This is a genomic window from Shimia abyssi, assembly GCF_003014475.1.
In the GTDB taxonomy this organism is placed as follows: Bacteria; Pseudomonadota; Alphaproteobacteria; order Rhodobacterales; family Rhodobacteraceae; genus Shimia; species Shimia abyssi.
In genome coordinates this window covers 645958-659720 of sequence record NZ_PYGJ01000001.1, presented here as the reverse complement: position 1 = coordinate 659720, position 13763 = coordinate 645958, and the positions used below count along the sequence as shown (strand labels likewise).

The 13763-nt window shown below is 58.6% G+C and carries 16 protein-coding genes; 2 read left to right on the top strand and 14 right to left on the bottom strand.

Translation table 11 applies throughout. From position 1 onward, the window contains the following. Positions 1-3 precede the first annotated feature (3 nt). Entirely contained in the window at positions 4-1533 is a 1530-nt protein-coding gene (locus CLV88_RS03190; RefSeq protein WP_106606891.1) for an ATP-dependent DNA helicase, read from the top strand. Beyond that, entirely contained in the window at positions 1530-2258 is a 729-nt protein-coding gene (locus tag CLV88_RS03185; RefSeq protein ID WP_106606890.1) for an SDR family oxidoreductase, read from the top strand. The genes CLV88_RS03190 and CLV88_RS03185 overlap by 4 nt, the downstream gene beginning before the upstream one ends. A gap of 11 nt (positions 2259-2269) precedes the next feature. Here the strand turns inward: CLV88_RS03185 and CLV88_RS03180 are convergent, their stop codons facing one another. From CLV88_RS03180 to CLV88_RS03115, 14 genes are all read right to left on the bottom strand, one after another. After that, positions 2270-3031 carry a TIGR02186 family protein gene (locus CLV88_RS03180; protein WP_106606889.1) on the bottom strand — a complete coding sequence of 254 codons (762 nt, stop codon included), beginning with the start codon at positions 3029-3031 and terminating at the stop codon, positions 2270-2272. Positions 3032-3034: 3 nt separating this feature from the next. Then, positions 3035-3952, bottom strand: coding sequence for a sulfite exporter TauE/SafE family protein (locus CLV88_RS03175; protein ID WP_106606888.1), 918 nt, complete (start codon positions 3950-3952; stop codon positions 3035-3037). Positions 3953-4061: 109 nt separating this feature from the next. Continuing rightward, a complete protein-coding gene (locus tag CLV88_RS03170; protein WP_106606887.1) occupies positions 4062-5030 on the bottom strand; it encodes an ABC transporter permease in 969 nt (322 codons plus the stop codon). Further along, positions 5030-6124 (bottom strand): ABC transporter permease, encoded by a 1095-nt coding sequence (locus CLV88_RS03165; RefSeq protein WP_106606886.1) that lies wholly within the window; start codon positions 6122-6124, stop codon positions 5030-5032. Before CLV88_RS03165 ends, CLV88_RS03170 begins: the two co-directional genes overlap by 1 nt. Then, complete coding sequence (locus CLV88_RS03160; RefSeq protein WP_106606885.1) at positions 6117-7670, bottom strand: ABC transporter ATP-binding protein; 1554 nt, start codon at positions 7668-7670, stop codon at positions 6117-6119. Before CLV88_RS03160 ends, CLV88_RS03165 begins: the two co-directional genes overlap by 8 nt. After that, positions 7667-8023 (bottom strand): nuclear transport factor 2 family protein, encoded by a 357-nt coding sequence (locus CLV88_RS03155; RefSeq protein WP_106606884.1) that lies wholly within the window; start codon positions 8021-8023, stop codon positions 7667-7669. The genes CLV88_RS03160 and CLV88_RS03155 overlap by 4 nt, the downstream gene beginning before the upstream one ends. Positions 8024-8098: 75 nt before the next feature. Continuing rightward, positions 8099-9103, bottom strand: coding sequence for a BMP family lipoprotein (locus CLV88_RS03150; RefSeq protein ID WP_106606883.1), 1005 nt, complete (start codon positions 9101-9103; stop codon positions 8099-8101). Positions 9104-9271: 168 nt separating this feature from the next. Continuing rightward, complete coding sequence (locus CLV88_RS03145; RefSeq protein WP_106606882.1) at positions 9272-9691, bottom strand: GNAT family N-acetyltransferase; 420 nt, start codon at positions 9689-9691, stop codon at positions 9272-9274. Next, positions 9691-10347, bottom strand: coding sequence for a tRNA (adenosine(37)-N6)-threonylcarbamoyltransferase complex dimerization subunit type 1 TsaB (gene tsaB / locus CLV88_RS03140; RefSeq protein WP_106606881.1), 657 nt, complete (start codon positions 10345-10347; stop codon positions 9691-9693). Before tsaB ends, CLV88_RS03145 begins: the two co-directional genes overlap by 1 nt. Continuing rightward, positions 10337-10786 (bottom strand): GFA family protein, encoded by a 450-nt coding sequence (locus CLV88_RS03135; protein ID WP_243403550.1) that lies wholly within the window; start codon positions 10784-10786, stop codon positions 10337-10339. The genes tsaB and CLV88_RS03135 overlap by 11 nt, the downstream gene beginning before the upstream one ends. Continuing rightward, the gene (locus CLV88_RS03130) at positions 10776-11339 is read right to left on the bottom strand and encodes a NifU family protein (protein WP_106606880.1); all 564 of its coding nucleotides are present in this window, start codon (positions 11337-11339) and stop codon (positions 10776-10778) included. The genes CLV88_RS03135 and CLV88_RS03130 overlap by 11 nt, the downstream gene beginning before the upstream one ends. A gap of 72 nt (positions 11340-11411) precedes the next feature. After that, positions 11412-12011 carry a 2-hydroxychromene-2-carboxylate isomerase gene (locus CLV88_RS03125; RefSeq protein ID WP_106606879.1) on the bottom strand — a complete coding sequence of 200 codons (600 nt, stop codon included), beginning with the start codon at positions 12009-12011 and terminating at the stop codon, positions 11412-11414. A gap of 3 nt (positions 12012-12014) precedes the next feature. Beyond that, positions 12015-12470 carry a universal stress protein gene (locus tag CLV88_RS03120; protein ID WP_106606878.1) on the bottom strand — a complete coding sequence of 152 codons (456 nt, stop codon included), beginning with the start codon at positions 12468-12470 and terminating at the stop codon, positions 12015-12017. 67 nt (positions 12471-12537) lie between these two features. Further along, positions 12538-13401 carry a branched-chain amino acid aminotransferase gene (locus tag CLV88_RS03115; protein ID WP_106606877.1) on the bottom strand — a complete coding sequence of 288 codons (864 nt, stop codon included), beginning with the start codon at positions 13399-13401 and terminating at the stop codon, positions 12538-12540. Positions 13402-13763: the final 362 nt, after the last annotated feature.

Sequence of the window (13763 nt, the reverse complement as noted above, 5' to 3'; positions counted from 1 at the left end):
GCCATGGATCAGACAGCCCTTACACTTAGCCATGATCAGGCGGATGCCTTTGACGCAATTGCCGAGATGCTGCGTAGCGTCGGGGTGGATCTGGAAGACAACCTGCTAACCCCGCCGCGCAATGGCAAACAAACCGTGGCAGCGGTGATGGGCAAGGCGGGATCCGGCAAAACGCTGTTGCTGGCCGAGCTGGTCAAAGCGCTTGAGGAGGCCGGGGTCGACATTGTGTCGGGCGATTACGAGGGCAAAAAGCGCAAAGATGGCCGCACGCTGGCGGTGCTGGCACCAACCAACAAGGCAGCAAGTGTACTGCGGATGCGCGGCGTGCCAGCGACCACCATTCACCGGATCATTTACACGCCGGTTTATGACCCGGAATACGAACGCATTGCCGAATGGCTGGCCGGAAATGGCGAGCGCCCCGAGGTAGAGGGGCTGACCGATGAGGCGCTGGACCGGGCGGCTGAGTTCTATAAATTGCACAAGTCCATCCCTGGCGCATTGGCGGCGGCGGGATTGCGCGGATCAGATTTTATCACTGGCTGGAAGCGGCGGGACGACCCGCTGGATATCGGTTTTGTTGATGAAAGTTCGATGCTGGACGACAAACAATATGAGGATCTGCGGGAAATCTTTGACACGCTGTTGTTGTTCGGCGACCCGGCGCAGTTGGCTCCGGTGAACCAGTCGGGCGCGATGGTGTTTGACAAATTACCGATCGAGTCACGGCATGAATTGCAGCGCATTCACCGACAAGAAGCTGATAACCCGATCCTGGATCTGGCCCATGCGCTGGCGGATCCTGACCTGCAGTTTCATGATTTTGAGCGTATGGTCGAGGAGAGCGCGAAAAAGGATGATCGGGTCGTGTTGGCGCAGCGGGTCGAGGTCGATCTGATGGCGCGTTCACCCGTTTTGGTTTGGCGCAATGCGACACGGGTGCGGCTGATCAATGCGTTCCGGCAGGTGCATGGGGCACCGGACGATGAGCTGTTGGAAGGGGAGCCGCTGATTTGTGACGGGCTTGAGTTGCCGCTTAAGCATCGCAAGAAACGGTTGGATCTGGAGGCGCGTGGCCTGATCAAAGGTGCGCAGGTGATTTACTTGGGGCCGGGTCGTAAACCGGGGTTTTCCCGTCTGCATGTGATGGGGGCCGAAGACCCACGCGTTTCGGCAGCCTCAATCGTGAAAATCGAAATGCCAGACGAAGAAGAACCGTTTATCCCCTTTGCCGCGCGCATGGGGGCGACGTTTCTGCATGGCGCGGCGGTGACCATTCACAAGGCGCAAGGTTCGCAGTGGGAAAACGTGCAGGTGTTTGCGCCAGATCTGTTTGTTGCGGCGCGTATGGGTCGGGTTGAGGCCGGGCAACCGTTGTGGAAACGGTTGGCTTATGTCGCGATTACGCGGGCGTCAGATCGGCTTTATTGGGTGGTGCGCAACCGGTTGGCCAAGCCGACAGGGCCACTCGTGGTGGATGATTTGCGCGCGGCACCGGTACCGCTGGCGCTGGAGCAGGAGGATGCGATATGAAAACGGCGATTGTGACTGGTGCAAGTCAAGGCATTGGGCGAGCGACGGCAGAAATGTTTCTGGAGGCGGGCTGGCGTGTGGGGCTGATCGCGCGCAGTGGTGACAAGCTGGAACATTTGGCTGATCGCTATGACACGGCCGTGCCATTGCCAGCAGATGTGACGGATCCGGAGGCTATGGCGTCGGCGTTTGACGCGTTTTCCGAGGAAACTGGTCGGTTGGACGTGTTGTTCAACAATGCGGGGATGTTTGGCCGTGCGGGCACAATTGATGCGCTGGACGTGGCAGAGTTTGATCAGGTGATGAATGTGAATGTGCGCGGCATGTTCATTGCTGCAAGACTGGCGTTTAAGCAGATGCGCGCCCAAGATCCGCAGGGTGGGCGGATCATCAATAACGGGTCGATCTCGGCCTATTCGCCGCGTGACGGATCAATCTGTTACACCACCAGCAAACACGCGATTACGGGCATGACGCGGACTTTGTCGCTGGACGGGCGGCCATTTGATATTGCCTGTGGACAGATCGACATTGGCAACGCGGAAACAGACATGGTGACGGGATTGAACGCGGCGTTAGAGGCCTCTGGCAAGCCTGCGCTGGATACAATGGCTGTGCGCGATGCGGCGACGTCGGTGTTGCACATGGCCAATATGCCAGCAGAGGCAAACGTGCAGTTCATGACGGTAATGGCGACCAAGATGCCTTATATCGGGCGTGGCTGAGCCAACGGGTGTTACCCTTGGCGTATGAGCCTGAATGCGGCGGACGCGCCCCAGCCTGCGGCAATGGCGATGGCCAGTGACATCAGACCATAGAGCAACGGCTTTTGGCGTGACATGTCGTAGAGCCAGCGTTCAAGGCCCACTTTGTCGACGTTGATCACGGTTTGATACTGAGAGATGACGTCACCACCACGTGTGAGGAAAATGCGCGCGGGATAGTCGCCCTCGGCCAGATTGGCGGGCATTTTGAGCGACGTGCGGAACAGGGTCTGTTCGTCAACCTGGACAGCGTTTTCAAGCAGCTGGTAGAGGCCCTGGCTTTTGCGTATGCGAATGATAGCCTCGGAAAAACTCTGGGAATCGGTGATGGTCATGGGCGCGCCGACAGAGCGGATCGCCTTGGGAATCGAGACCTTGTGGCGCTGATCTTCGACATTGCTAATGGCGTCATTGAATGGCGCAGAGGTGGCGACGGCATAAAAGGTGGGGGCTGCGTCAACCTCAACTGTATCGGTGTTGATCCAGATGCCGAATTTGCGCTCTTTGCGCCGCACGGTCACGGGCTCTGACGGGCCCGAAACGGTGATGACAACTTCAAGCGGTGGATTAGACGGAATTGGCACTTCGCGTTTGACAGCGCCGAAAATGAGGATTTCCGAACCGTCAAATGTGGCGGTGATGGCGACCTTGTCCTGTGAGAGGCCAAGCACAACCTCTTCTGCGGAAAGCGGTGATGCGGCCAATGTCAGGAATAGGAGCAAAGAGCGCCACATGGATCAGTGCCCTCCGGCTGCGCCGAGCGAGTAAAGCTCGGTCGGTTGCAGGAGGAGGTCCAGCGCCAGTTTGGCGCAGACCAGAATGACCATGAGGGCCAACAGGATGCGGAGCTGTTCCGCCTTGAGGCGGGTGCCGATGCGAGTGCCGATCTGTGCCCCGATCACCCCGCCGACCAGCAAAAGAACTGCCAGCGCAATGTCGACTGTATAGTTGGTTGTGGCGTGCAAAAGAGTGGTAAAGCCGGTCACAAAGATGATCTGGAACAGCGAGGTTCCGACGACCACTTTAGTGGGCATACCCAAGAGGTAGATCATGGCTGGAACCATGATAAATCCACCGCCCACACCCATGATCGCGGCAAGGATACCGACACAAACGCCGACAATCACCGGTGGGATTACAGAGATATACAGGCCGGAGACGCGAAAGCGCATTTTGAAGGGCAGGCCGTGGATCCAGTTATGCTTCTTGCGTTTGACCGGGCCGGTGTTTTTGCGGGATTTGCGGATGGCGTTCAGGCTCTCGATAAACATCAGAGAGCCAATGATCCCGAGGAACACCACGTAACACAGACGCACAAGCAGGTCGACTTGTCCCTGTGATTTCAAGTAGTTGAACACAACCACCCCAAGGGCCGCACCGATAAGGCCGCCGACAAGCAACACGCAGCCCATCTTGAGATCGACAGTTTTTCGTTTGAAATGCGCGAGCACTCCCGAAAAGGACGATGCAACGATCTGGTTCGCCTCGGTCGCAACAGCGACCGCGGGGGGAATGCCGATAAAAAAGAGCAGTGGCGTCATCAAAAAGCCGCCGCCAACCCCGAACATTCCGGACAAAATCCCAACCATGCCGCCCAAGCCAAGCAGCAAAAATGCGTTCACGGAAACTTCGGCAATTGGGAGATAGATCTGCATAACAATTGATACAGTTAGCATGTGCAGAAAAGCAACCTGCCAGCACTCACAAATGCTGGCAGGCCTGAAACCTTTGTGTGAACTGGACCTATAGATTCACACTTTGGCCTTAGCGTTCCTTGACATACGGCTCACCACCGGCGCGCGGCGGGATCGCTTTGCCCACAAAACCGGCAAGAATGACCACGGTGAGGATATAAGGCAGTGCGCCGAGCAGCTGAACCTGCACTTTGACACCCAGCGCTGATTCGATCAGGTCAGGGCGTAGTTCGAGCGCCTGAAACAGCCCAAACAGCAGTGTGGCCCAGAGCGCGTACCATGGACGCCATTTGGCAAAAATCAGTGCGGCAAGCGCGATATAACCGCGCCCGGCTGTCATGTCTTTGACAAAGCCCGCCTGAAGCGCGGTGGCAAGGTAAGCCCCGGCAAGGCCACAGAGCACACCGCAGATCATCACTGCTGAATAGCGCAGGGTTACAACCGACACACCAGCGGTATCAACCGAGGCCGGGTTTTCGCCCACCGCGCGCAGGCGCAGGCCAAAGCGGGTGCGGAATAGCACCCACCACGTGATCGGCACCAGTGCGAGCGCGATATAGACAAGGATCGGGTGGCCCGAGATCAGCTCGTAATAGAGCGGGCCGATAAAGGGTACATCGCGCAGAGCCTCGGCAAAGGGCAGGGTTATCGGGTTAAAACGGGCCGCCCCTTCAAGCTGGGGTGTGCGGCCGCCCTGGCTGAACCAATCCTGCGCAATAAGAACCGTCATCCCGCCTGCCAGCATGGTGATGGCAAGGCCCGAGATCAACTGGTTGCCGCGAAAGGTGATTGAGGCAAGGCCATGGATCGCTGAGAGCACCAACGATATGCCAATACCCGCTAAAAGGCCAAGCCAGACAGAGCCGGTGGAATAGGCAAAGGCGGCTGAGAAGAACGCCGCAGCAAGCATTTTGCCCTCGAGTCCGATATCGAAGATACCGGCGCGCTCTGAGTACAGACCGGCGAGGCAAGCAAGGAGAAGCGGCGTGGCAAGGCGGACGGTGGTGTCCAGCAGTTGCAGAAGGGTCATGAAATCCATCACGCGTCTCCCTTGCGCAGAGCCAGGAACAGTTTTTCAAGCGGCATGCGCACCATATTGTCGAGCGCGCCTGTGAATAGGATCACAAGGGCCTGGATCACGACGATCAGTTCGCGCGGGATATCTGTCCAGAGGGCGAGTTCCGCGCCCCCCTGATAAAGAAAGCCAAACAGGATCGCGGCAAGGAACACGCCAAACGGGTGGGATCGCCCCATGAGAGCGACGGCGATGCCGATAAAGCCCGCGCCTTCGGTCGAGTTGAGCACAAGACGTTCGCTCTCGCCCATGGTGGTGTTGACCGACATCAAACCCGCCAGCGCACCTGAGATCAGCATAGCGATCACGGTTATGCGTACCGGCGAGATGCCCGCGTATTTGGCACCGGATTCGGAAAAGCCAAAGGCGCGGATTTCATAGCCGAGTTTGGTGCGCCAGATCAGGAACCACACGAGGAAACAAGCAGCGACGGCGATAAAGAAGGTTACGTTGGCCGGTGCCCCACGAAAGAGTGGGTTCTCGGCGGTCGAGAACATGTCTTGGAAGGAGGGCAGGTGCGTCGGCTCGGGGAATTTGGCGGTGGCCGGGTCCATTGAGCGCGGCGGGCGCAGCACGTTGACGAGGAAGTAGTTCAGCAACGCGGCGGCGATGAAGTTGAACATGATGGTGGTGATCACGATATGGCTGCCGCGTTTGGCCTGAAGATAGGCCGGGATCAGCGCCCAGAACGCACCAAAGAGGGCCGCTGCGGTGCTGGCACCCAAGATTGCGATGCTCCAGTGGGGCCAAGGGATGTAGAGACAGGCAAAGGCCACGCCCAGCCCGCCCAGCATCGCCTGACCTTCGCCGCCGATGTTGAACATGCGTGCGTGAAAGGCGACGGCCACAGCGAGGCCGGTGAACATGAAGTTGGTGGCGTAATAGAGCGTATAACCCCAGCCCGCCGAGCGCATCAGCGCGCCGTCAACCATCAGTTTGAAGGCGGCAATCGGGTTTTCTCCAATGGCGAGGATCACCAATGAGGATAGCACGGCTGCGAGCAGCAGCGAGATCAGGGGGATCAGGACGATGTCGGCCCAATGTGGCATCTTACCCATGTGCTTGCTCCTGTGTGGCTTTGGTGTCCGAGATACCGGCCATCATCAGTCCGAGCTCTTTCTCGTCGGTCTTTGCGGGATCGCGTTCGCCCATCATGTGCCCGTCAAACATCACTGCAATTCGGTCTGACAGGGACAGGATTTCGTCGAGTTCGACGCTGACCAAGAGGATGGCTTTGCCCTGATCGCGCAGTTGCACGATTTGCTGGTGGATGAATTCAATGGCCCCGATGTCGACACCGCGGGTGGGCTGGCCGATCAACAGGAGGTCGGGGTTGCGTTCGATCTCGCGGGCGAGGACGATTTTTTGCTGGTTGCCGCCCGAAAAGTTCTTGGCGGCCAGTTTCGGATGCGGCGGGCGCACGTCAAAGCGGTCCATTTTTTCCTGGGCAGTCGCCTGAATACCGGCGTTGTCCATCAACATGCCCTTTTGGTATTCGGGATCAAGGTGATAGCCAAAGACGACGTTTTCCCACGCGGTATATTCCATGATCAGACCTTCACGCTGGCGGTCTTCGGGGACGTGGGCGATGCCGGCGTGGCGACGGGACTGGCCATGCGCACCTTTTCCAGAGAGGGGCAGGTTTGTGCCATTCATTCGAATGGTGCCGGTGGCATCGGTGATACCGCCGAGCACCTCGAGCAGTTCGGATTGGCCATTGCCGGCAACCCCGGCGATGCCGAGGATTTCGCCCTTGCGAACATGAAGGTCGATACCTTTGACACGTTCGACGCCCTTGTCGTCGATGACGCGCAGCTTTTCGACCTCAAGCACGGTCTCGCCGGGGGTGGCGGGTTTTTTGTCGACGCGCAGCAGGACTTTGCGACCCACCATGAGTTCGGCAAGGTGTTCGGGGCTGGTCTCGGACGTCTTAACGGTGGCGGTCATTTCGCCGCGCCGCATGACGGAGACGGTGTTGGTGATGTCCATGATTTCGCGCAGCTTGTGCGTGATCAGGATAATGGTTTTGCCCTCTTCGCGCAGGCGGTCGAGGATGCGAAACAGCTGGTCCGCCTCGGCGGGGGTGAGCACGCCGGTGGGTTCATCCAGGATCAGGATTTCGGCCTGACGATAGAGCGCCTTGAGGATTTCGACGCGTTGTTGGTGCCCGACAGACAGGTTTTCAATTAGTGCGTCAGGATCGACGTTAAGTTCGTATTCGGCGGCCAGATGTGCCAGCTCTTTGCGGGCTTTGGCGAGCGACGGACGCAAGAGGCCGCCATCCTCGGCACCAAGGATGATGTTTTCCAGAACGGTGAAATTCTCGACCAGTTTAAAGTGCTGGAACACCATGCCGATACCCGCCGCAATCGCGGCCTGACTGTCAGGGATGGCGGTCTTTTGACCTTTAATGAAAATCTCGCCCTTATCAGCTTTGTAAAAACCGTAAAGTATTGACATTAAAGTGGATTTTCCAGCGCCGTTTTCGCCAATGATGCCGTGGATAGTGCCCGGCTGAACGGATATCGAGATGTCCTTGTTGGCTTGGACCGGGCCAAAGGCCTTGGAAATGCCTTTTAGTTCAATGGCGGGGGCTGTTGTCATTCAGGCTCTCCCATGCCGACAAAGCCCACCATGCGGGTCGGGCGCGACTGGTCATCGGTTTCGACAAAATACTGGCCGTTTTGTTTCATGCCGTCAGACATGGCAAATTCGACGGTTGCGCGCGCCATTGGGCCTGTTTCGCTGAGGTTCGCCACGCGCGCGGTCGCGCCGGGGGCCATCTGTGAATACATCGCCACATAGTCGTTAAGCGCGGCTAAACCGGTGATTGGTTCGGGCGTGCGCGGGTCGAGATAGCTGATATCAGGTGAGACGCAGTTTGCGAGGGTGGCGGCGCGTTTGTCTGCGTCGGTTTCGCCCCATGCGGCAAAAAAGGCTGTGATATGCTCTGACATTGGAAGTCCTTTCTCGGAAAGAAGAGGGCCATGCCGGAATGGCACGGCCCGTCTATTGTTTGAAACTGTCGCGACTTAGAAGTCGTGCGCAGGGCAGCTGTCGTTGGCGTAATAGGCCACCACTTCGAGGTCACCCGAGATGATCTGTTCGCGGGCTGCGGCCACTGCGGCGCGCATGTCGTCAGAGACCAATGGCGCGTTGTTGTCATCATAAGCAACGCCGACACCCTCTTCGGCCAAGCCGAGGATAGTGAAACCGCCGGTTTCCATGGCGTCGCCCGCTTTCATCGAGTTGTAGACGGCGACGTCAACGCGTTTCAGCATCGAAGTCAGAACCTTGCCGGGGTGCAGGTGGTTCTGGTTGCTGTCAACACCAATCGAGAGGATGTTCTCATCCGCTGCGGTTTGCAGAACTCCCACGCCGGTACCGCCTGCTGCGGCGTAAACCACGTCAGCGCCTTGGGAAATCTGTGCTTTGGTCAGCTCAGAGCCTTTTACCGGGTCGTTCCAAGCGGCTGGTGTTGTGCCGGTCATGTTTGCAACGATCTTGATGTCAGGGTTCACCGCCTTGGCGCCCTGAGCGTAGCCACAGCCAAAGTGGCGGATCAGCGGAATATCCATGCCACCGATAAAGCCGACAGTGCCGGTTTTTGAGGCCATCGCCGCCATCATGCCCACAAGGTAGGAGCCCTGATGCTCTTGGAAGCCGATCAGCTGCACGTTGCCGGGTACTTCGGGCATCCAGCCGTCAATGTTGACGAATTTCGTGTCAGGATAGTCAGGGGCCACAGTTTCAACCGGGGTTGCAAAGGCGAAACCGGTGGTGATCACGGGGTTAGCGCCTGCTTCGGCAAAGCGGCGCAGGGCCTGTTCACGCTGTGCTTCGGACTGAAGTTCAATTTCGAGGAACTTTCCGCCGGTTTCTTCGGCCCAACGCTGAGCGCCGTTAAAGGCAGCTTCGTTGAAGGATTTGTCGAACTTGCCACCAAGATCGAAGATCAGGGCCGGTTCGGCCATCACGGCGCCCGCGGACAGAGCGATGCCGGCAGCGGCCCCCAGAAATTTTTGCATTAGGGTCATGGATGTCTCCCAAGTGTTGAGCGGGTCGGTCGTTCGAAGTGCCGTACCCTGAAAATTCATCGAAATTAATCGATCATCTTGCAAGTAAGACGGCTGTAAGGCGGGGGGTCAACCTGTTTTTGGTGGAAAAACTGTCCATTTGGTCAGCTTTCCGTGGCGACAGGCGCGCTAGAGCGGTTGCAGGCGCTTTTCCATCAGGTGCGCGGCCACATCTGCGCCCATTGCGCGGCGATAATAAGCAGGCCGCATACCGTGCTGGATATAACCGGATGATTCGTAGAGTGCGCGGGCTGCGGTGTTGTCCGCGGCCACTTCGAGGAAGACACGCTCGGCGCCTTTCGTTTGGGCAGTGGATTCGAATGTAGCCAATAGCGTGCGTCCCCGGCCGGTTCGCTGGGCAGCGGGGTGCACGGCGATGGTCAGCAATTCGCATTCATCGACAATGACGCGCCCGAGCGCAAAGCCTGTGTCATCACCAACAACAAGCACGAGATCCGAGGCGAGCAAGTTGGCAAATTCATCCGCGCCCCAAGGGCGGCTTTCGGTGAATGCGGCGGCGTGCAGCGAGGCGAGAATTGCGGGCTGCATCAATCGAGGATGATCGGGGCCGGGTCACGCGGCGGGGCGGCGTCGGCGGTTTTGAGATAGAGCGGCGCGGGGCGCGGCTGAGGCGATTGCCAGCGTTGGGCGGTGAGACGGGCAATGGCGCTGCCTGGGGCATAGCGGGCGGGGGCCTGCACAGCGTTCAGGCGCGGGGCCACATCGGCGGCGGCGGACCCGATACAGGTGAGGCCGGGCTCGAGCAAGGCGGGTAGGTCGTCAAGCGATAGAAACTGTGCGGGAATGTTCTGGGCGGTTGCGTTGCCCTGCATATAGATCGAGCCGCGCGGGGCGGAGAGGCACGACAGGGTCGGGCCGGGCTGATCCAGTGCGACCGCGTCGAGCAGGCTGACGCCCACGGTGGGTATGTTCAGCGAGAGGCCGAGACCGCGCGCCGCAGAGACGGAAATGCGGATACCGGTAAAGTTGCCGGGGCCAACGCCAACGCCAATCGCAGACAGGTCGCGCCAAGTAACATTGGCGGCGTTAAGCATGTCTTGGAGCAGGGGGAACAGGTGTTCGGCCTGACCGCGCGCCATATCATTATGCGCGTCACCCAGCACAGCGTCGCCGTGCAACAGCAGGGCGGAAATGTAGGGGCCGGATGTGTCAAAGCCAAGGATCAGCGGGGTTTCAGATGTCATGTGATGCGGTCAGTGCGTCGCGCCCGGAATCGTTCGCCCGGGGCAGGGTGTCGTTCATGTGCAGCCATGGCAGGGTGCTGCCGGAATGGCAATGCATGGCCGGGGGAAAGTCGGCGGCCTGATCCAGAAGGCCGATGGGGACGTAGGTTTGATCCGGCAGATAATCAAACTGGGCCGCAATGGGAGAACCGCAATCAGGACAGTTCCAGCGGGTCACACCCGGTGTGTGTGATGTGCCGGGGCCAAGGTCTGGTGACAGTGTCAGCGTGTCGGGCGCAAAGGCGGCAAAGGCCGGGGCGGGTGCCCCTGTCCAGCGGCGACAATCAGAGCAGTGGCAGTAGGCAACGATCTGGGGTGGTGCGCTAAAACGCAAAGAGACGGTGCCGCAATAGCACCGTCCCGTAATGTCGTTCTGATTTTGGGTTGTGTCAGACGGCAACCGGGCGCACCTCGGTCACTTCCGGGATGTAGTGGCGCAGCAGATTTTCGATGCCCATTTTCAGTGTCAGGGTTGACGAAGGGCATCCGGCGCAGGCGCCTTGCATGTGCAGGTAAACTACGCCGCGATCAAAACCGTGGAAAGTGATGTCGCCACCGTCCTGCGCCACGGCGGGGCGCACACGGGTGTCGAGCAGTTCTTTGATCTGGCCGACGATCTCGCCATCCGGGCCGGTGTGTTCGGCGTGGGCCGGGGCCTGTTCCGCACCATTGGCCAGAACCGGTTGGCCGGACTGGAAATGTTCCATGATGGCACCAAGAATGGCGGGCTTGATGTGATCCCACTCGGCCTCTTCGGATTTGGTGACGGTCACAAAGTCCGACCCGAAAAACACACCACCCACACCGTTGACCGCAAAAAGGCGTGTGGCCAGAGGCGAGGCCCCGGCACCATCGGCAGATGGGAAGTCGGCAGTGCCCATTTCCAGCACGGTCTGGCCGGGCAGAAATTTCAGCGTTGCCGGGTTCGGGGTGGATTCGGTCTGAATGAACATCGTGCAGGCACCTTTTCTATCTCGGTTGAGATATGCGCCTTGGGGCGGGCGGTGTCAAGTTTTAGAATAATTCTAAGTTGTGGCCGCAGCCCATTCCAGCGCCTGATCAAGGCGGTCATCGCCCCAGAAAATTTCGGACTCCACGGTAAAGCTTGGAGCACCGAACAGGCCGAGGGCGACGGCAGTGTCGTTCTGGATGCGAAGGGATTGTTTGATTTCTGGGGTGGTCGCGTGTTCGAGCAATTGCGCGGGCAGGCCAGCGGCATGAAGACAGGTGGCGAGTACGGAAGGGTCGGAGATGTCATACCCTTGGGCGAATTGTGCCTGATAGACCGTGCGGCAAAAGGCAGGCATGTCGACCCCGGCAGCACCAGCGGCCAGCGCAATGCGCGCCGCCAGCAGGCCATTTTGCGGGAAGGGATCAGGGCGCACAAAGGGCAAATTGCGATCTGCGCAAAGTCGCTCCATGTCGCGCCACATATAGCGCCCCTTGGCGGGGTAGACGAGGAAAGGCGAGGTGCTCCAGCCTTGGGCGGCAAAGATTGGCCCCAAGAGGAACGGGCGCCATTGTACAGTGACGCCGCGCACCGCGGCCGCTGCCTCGATGCGCATGGCAGAAAGGTAGGAATATGTGGACGCGAGTTCGAACCAGAATTGTAGCGTCGGGCGCATGGGTCAGGTCACGGCTTCGAGCTGATCCTTGGAGAGATCGCCGGGCACAATGGTGATTGGCACCGGCAAAACACCCGAGTTGCGGGTCAGTTGCGACACAAGCGGGCCGGGGCCCTTGCGATCGGTGCCTGCGCCCAGCACAAGCACGCCAATTTCGCGGTCTTCGCGAATCTCCGCGAGAATTTCATTGACGGCTTCGCCCTCGCGAATGACCAGAACGGGATCAACCTTTTGACGGTCGCGCATCCATTTGGCAAAGACCTCAAAATGAACTTCGATCCGTTCGCGGGCCTCTTCGCGCATAATGTCACCCACACCGATCCAGTGGTTGAACTCTTCCGGTGGAATAACCGAGAGGATCTTGACGCCGCCGCCTGTGCTGGCTGCGCGCATGGCTGCAAAACGCATGGCGTTCAGGCATTCGCGACTTTCGTCCAGCACCACAAGGAATTTACGCATCGTTCCACTCCATTTTGGCGGATCATGCCGGTTTGGGACGGGTCGTGCAACAGATCATTGCGGAAATTCAAACCCTTGAATGTGCCCAGTCCCAGTACATTTCGCGTGCGCGCCTTGTGACTGGCCCGTGCTGATATTGGCGGTCATCAAAGGCTTTGATTGGCGTCACCTTGTTCATGTTGCCGGACATGAACACCTCGTCCGCGGCCTCAAAATCGGCAAATGACAGAACGGTTTCATGCACCTTTAGCCCGTCTGCACGCATGTTTTCGATGTGGCGCGCGCGGGTGATCCCGGCAAGGAAGGTGCCATTGGGGATTGGGGTGAAAACCTCTCCGTCGCGCACCATAAAGATGTTGGCGGTAGCGGTTTCGGCAACGTTGCCCAAGGCATCGGTGACAAGGGCGTTGGAGAACCCCTTTTGGCGCGCTTCGGCCAACATGCGCGCGTTGTTGGGATAAAGACATCCGGCCTTGGCATTTACGACGGCGTCCTCAAGCACGGGGCGCCGGAACCGGGTTCGGGTCAGCGTGGCGGATGCCTCGGGCGGGGCCATAGGGATCTGTTCAAGGCAGATCGCAAAACCGGTTTCTTCCTGGCTGGGGATGATCGCAGTGATATCCCCACCAATGCCCCAATACATGGGTCGGATATAAACGGCGGCGTCTTTGTCAAATGTCTTTAGGCCCTCGCGGATGATATCGACCATATCGTCGGTCGAAACGGTCGGCGCGAGCATCAATGCTTCGGCCGAGCGATTGACGCGCGCGCAATGGCGATCAAGGTCGGGCATAACGCCGTCAAAAAAGCGCGCGCCGTCAAACACAGTGGTGCCGAGCCATGAACCATGATCTGCTGCGCGCATCACCGAGATATCGCCGTCATGCCAGCTGTTGTTGAAAAAGGTGCGGATATTGGTGCCGACGGCCATGTCATTCTCCCTTGCTGCCCGGCGCGAGGTTAGGCGCGGTGCGAGGAGAGGTCCACTTAAATAATCAAGGAAATGACCCCCGGTCCTGGGGGAGACCGAGGGTCAATATATTCCTACTGAAATCTGTAATGAAAAGAAAAAGGGGACTGTTAAATCTGTCGTTGTCGCAGTTCAGACGCTGGAATGAGCGGCTGCGTTCTGAGCTTAAGATAACGTTGAGATGTGACAGTTTCGCGAAGATTTCAGCCGCACCGCAGAAAACGTGGTGCGAGATGTGAATTTTTGTGCGTTGGAAAGAAATCCGCCGCAGGACTGTGCATAAAAAAAATGGCACGGCATGAACCGTGCCATCTGTTGGCAAA

What these genes read in the sequence shown, in the direction of transcription:
- CLV88_RS03190 (WP_106606891.1), top strand. Translation starts at nt 4, where the DNA reads ATGGATCAGACAGCCCTTACACTTAGCCATGATCAGGCGGATGCCTTT.
- CLV88_RS03185 (WP_106606890.1), top strand. Translation starts at nt 1,530, where the DNA reads ATGAAAACGGCGATTGTGACTGGTGCAAGTCAAGGCATTGGGCGAGCG.
- CLV88_RS03180 (WP_106606889.1), bottom strand. Translation starts at nt 3,031, where the DNA reads ATGTGGCGCTCTTTGCTCCTATTCCTGACATTGGCCGCATCACCGCTT.
- CLV88_RS03175 (WP_106606888.1), bottom strand. Translation starts at nt 3,952, where the DNA reads ATGCAGATCTATCTCCCAATTGCCGAAGTTTCCGTGAACGCATTTTTG.
- CLV88_RS03170 (WP_106606887.1), bottom strand. Translation starts at nt 5,030, where the DNA reads ATGGATTTCATGACCCTTCTGCAACTGCTGGACACCACCGTCCGCCTT.
- CLV88_RS03165 (WP_106606886.1), bottom strand. Translation starts at nt 6,124, where the DNA reads ATGGGTAAGATGCCACATTGGGCCGACATCGTCCTGATCCCCCTGATC.
- CLV88_RS03160 (WP_106606885.1), bottom strand. Translation starts at nt 7,670, where the DNA reads ATGACAACAGCCCCCGCCATTGAACTAAAAGGCATTTCCAAGGCCTTT.
- CLV88_RS03155 (WP_106606884.1), bottom strand. Translation starts at nt 8,023, where the DNA reads ATGTCAGAGCATATCACAGCCTTTTTTGCCGCATGGGGCGAAACCGAC.
- CLV88_RS03150 (WP_106606883.1), bottom strand. Translation starts at nt 9,103, where the DNA reads ATGACCCTAATGCAAAAATTTCTGGGGGCCGCTGCCGGCATCGCTCTG.
- CLV88_RS03145 (WP_106606882.1), bottom strand. Translation starts at nt 9,691, where the DNA reads ATGCAGCCCGCAATTCTCGCCTCGCTGCACGCCGCCGCATTCACCGAA.
- tsaB (WP_106606881.1), bottom strand. Translation starts at nt 10,347, where the DNA reads ATGACATCTGAAACCCCGCTGATCCTTGGCTTTGACACATCCGGCCCC.
- CLV88_RS03130 (WP_106606880.1), bottom strand. Translation starts at nt 11,339, where the DNA reads ATGTTCATTCAGACCGAATCCACCCCGAACCCGGCAACGCTGAAATTT.
- CLV88_RS03125 (WP_106606879.1), bottom strand. Translation starts at nt 12,011, where the DNA reads ATGCGCCCGACGCTACAATTCTGGTTCGAACTCGCGTCCACATATTCC.
- CLV88_RS03120 (WP_106606878.1), bottom strand. Translation starts at nt 12,470, where the DNA reads ATGCGTAAATTCCTTGTGGTGCTGGACGAAAGTCGCGAATGCCTGAAC.
- CLV88_RS03115 (WP_106606877.1), bottom strand. Translation starts at nt 13,401, where the DNA reads ATGGCCGTCGGCACCAATATCCGCACCTTTTTCAACAACAGCTGGCAT.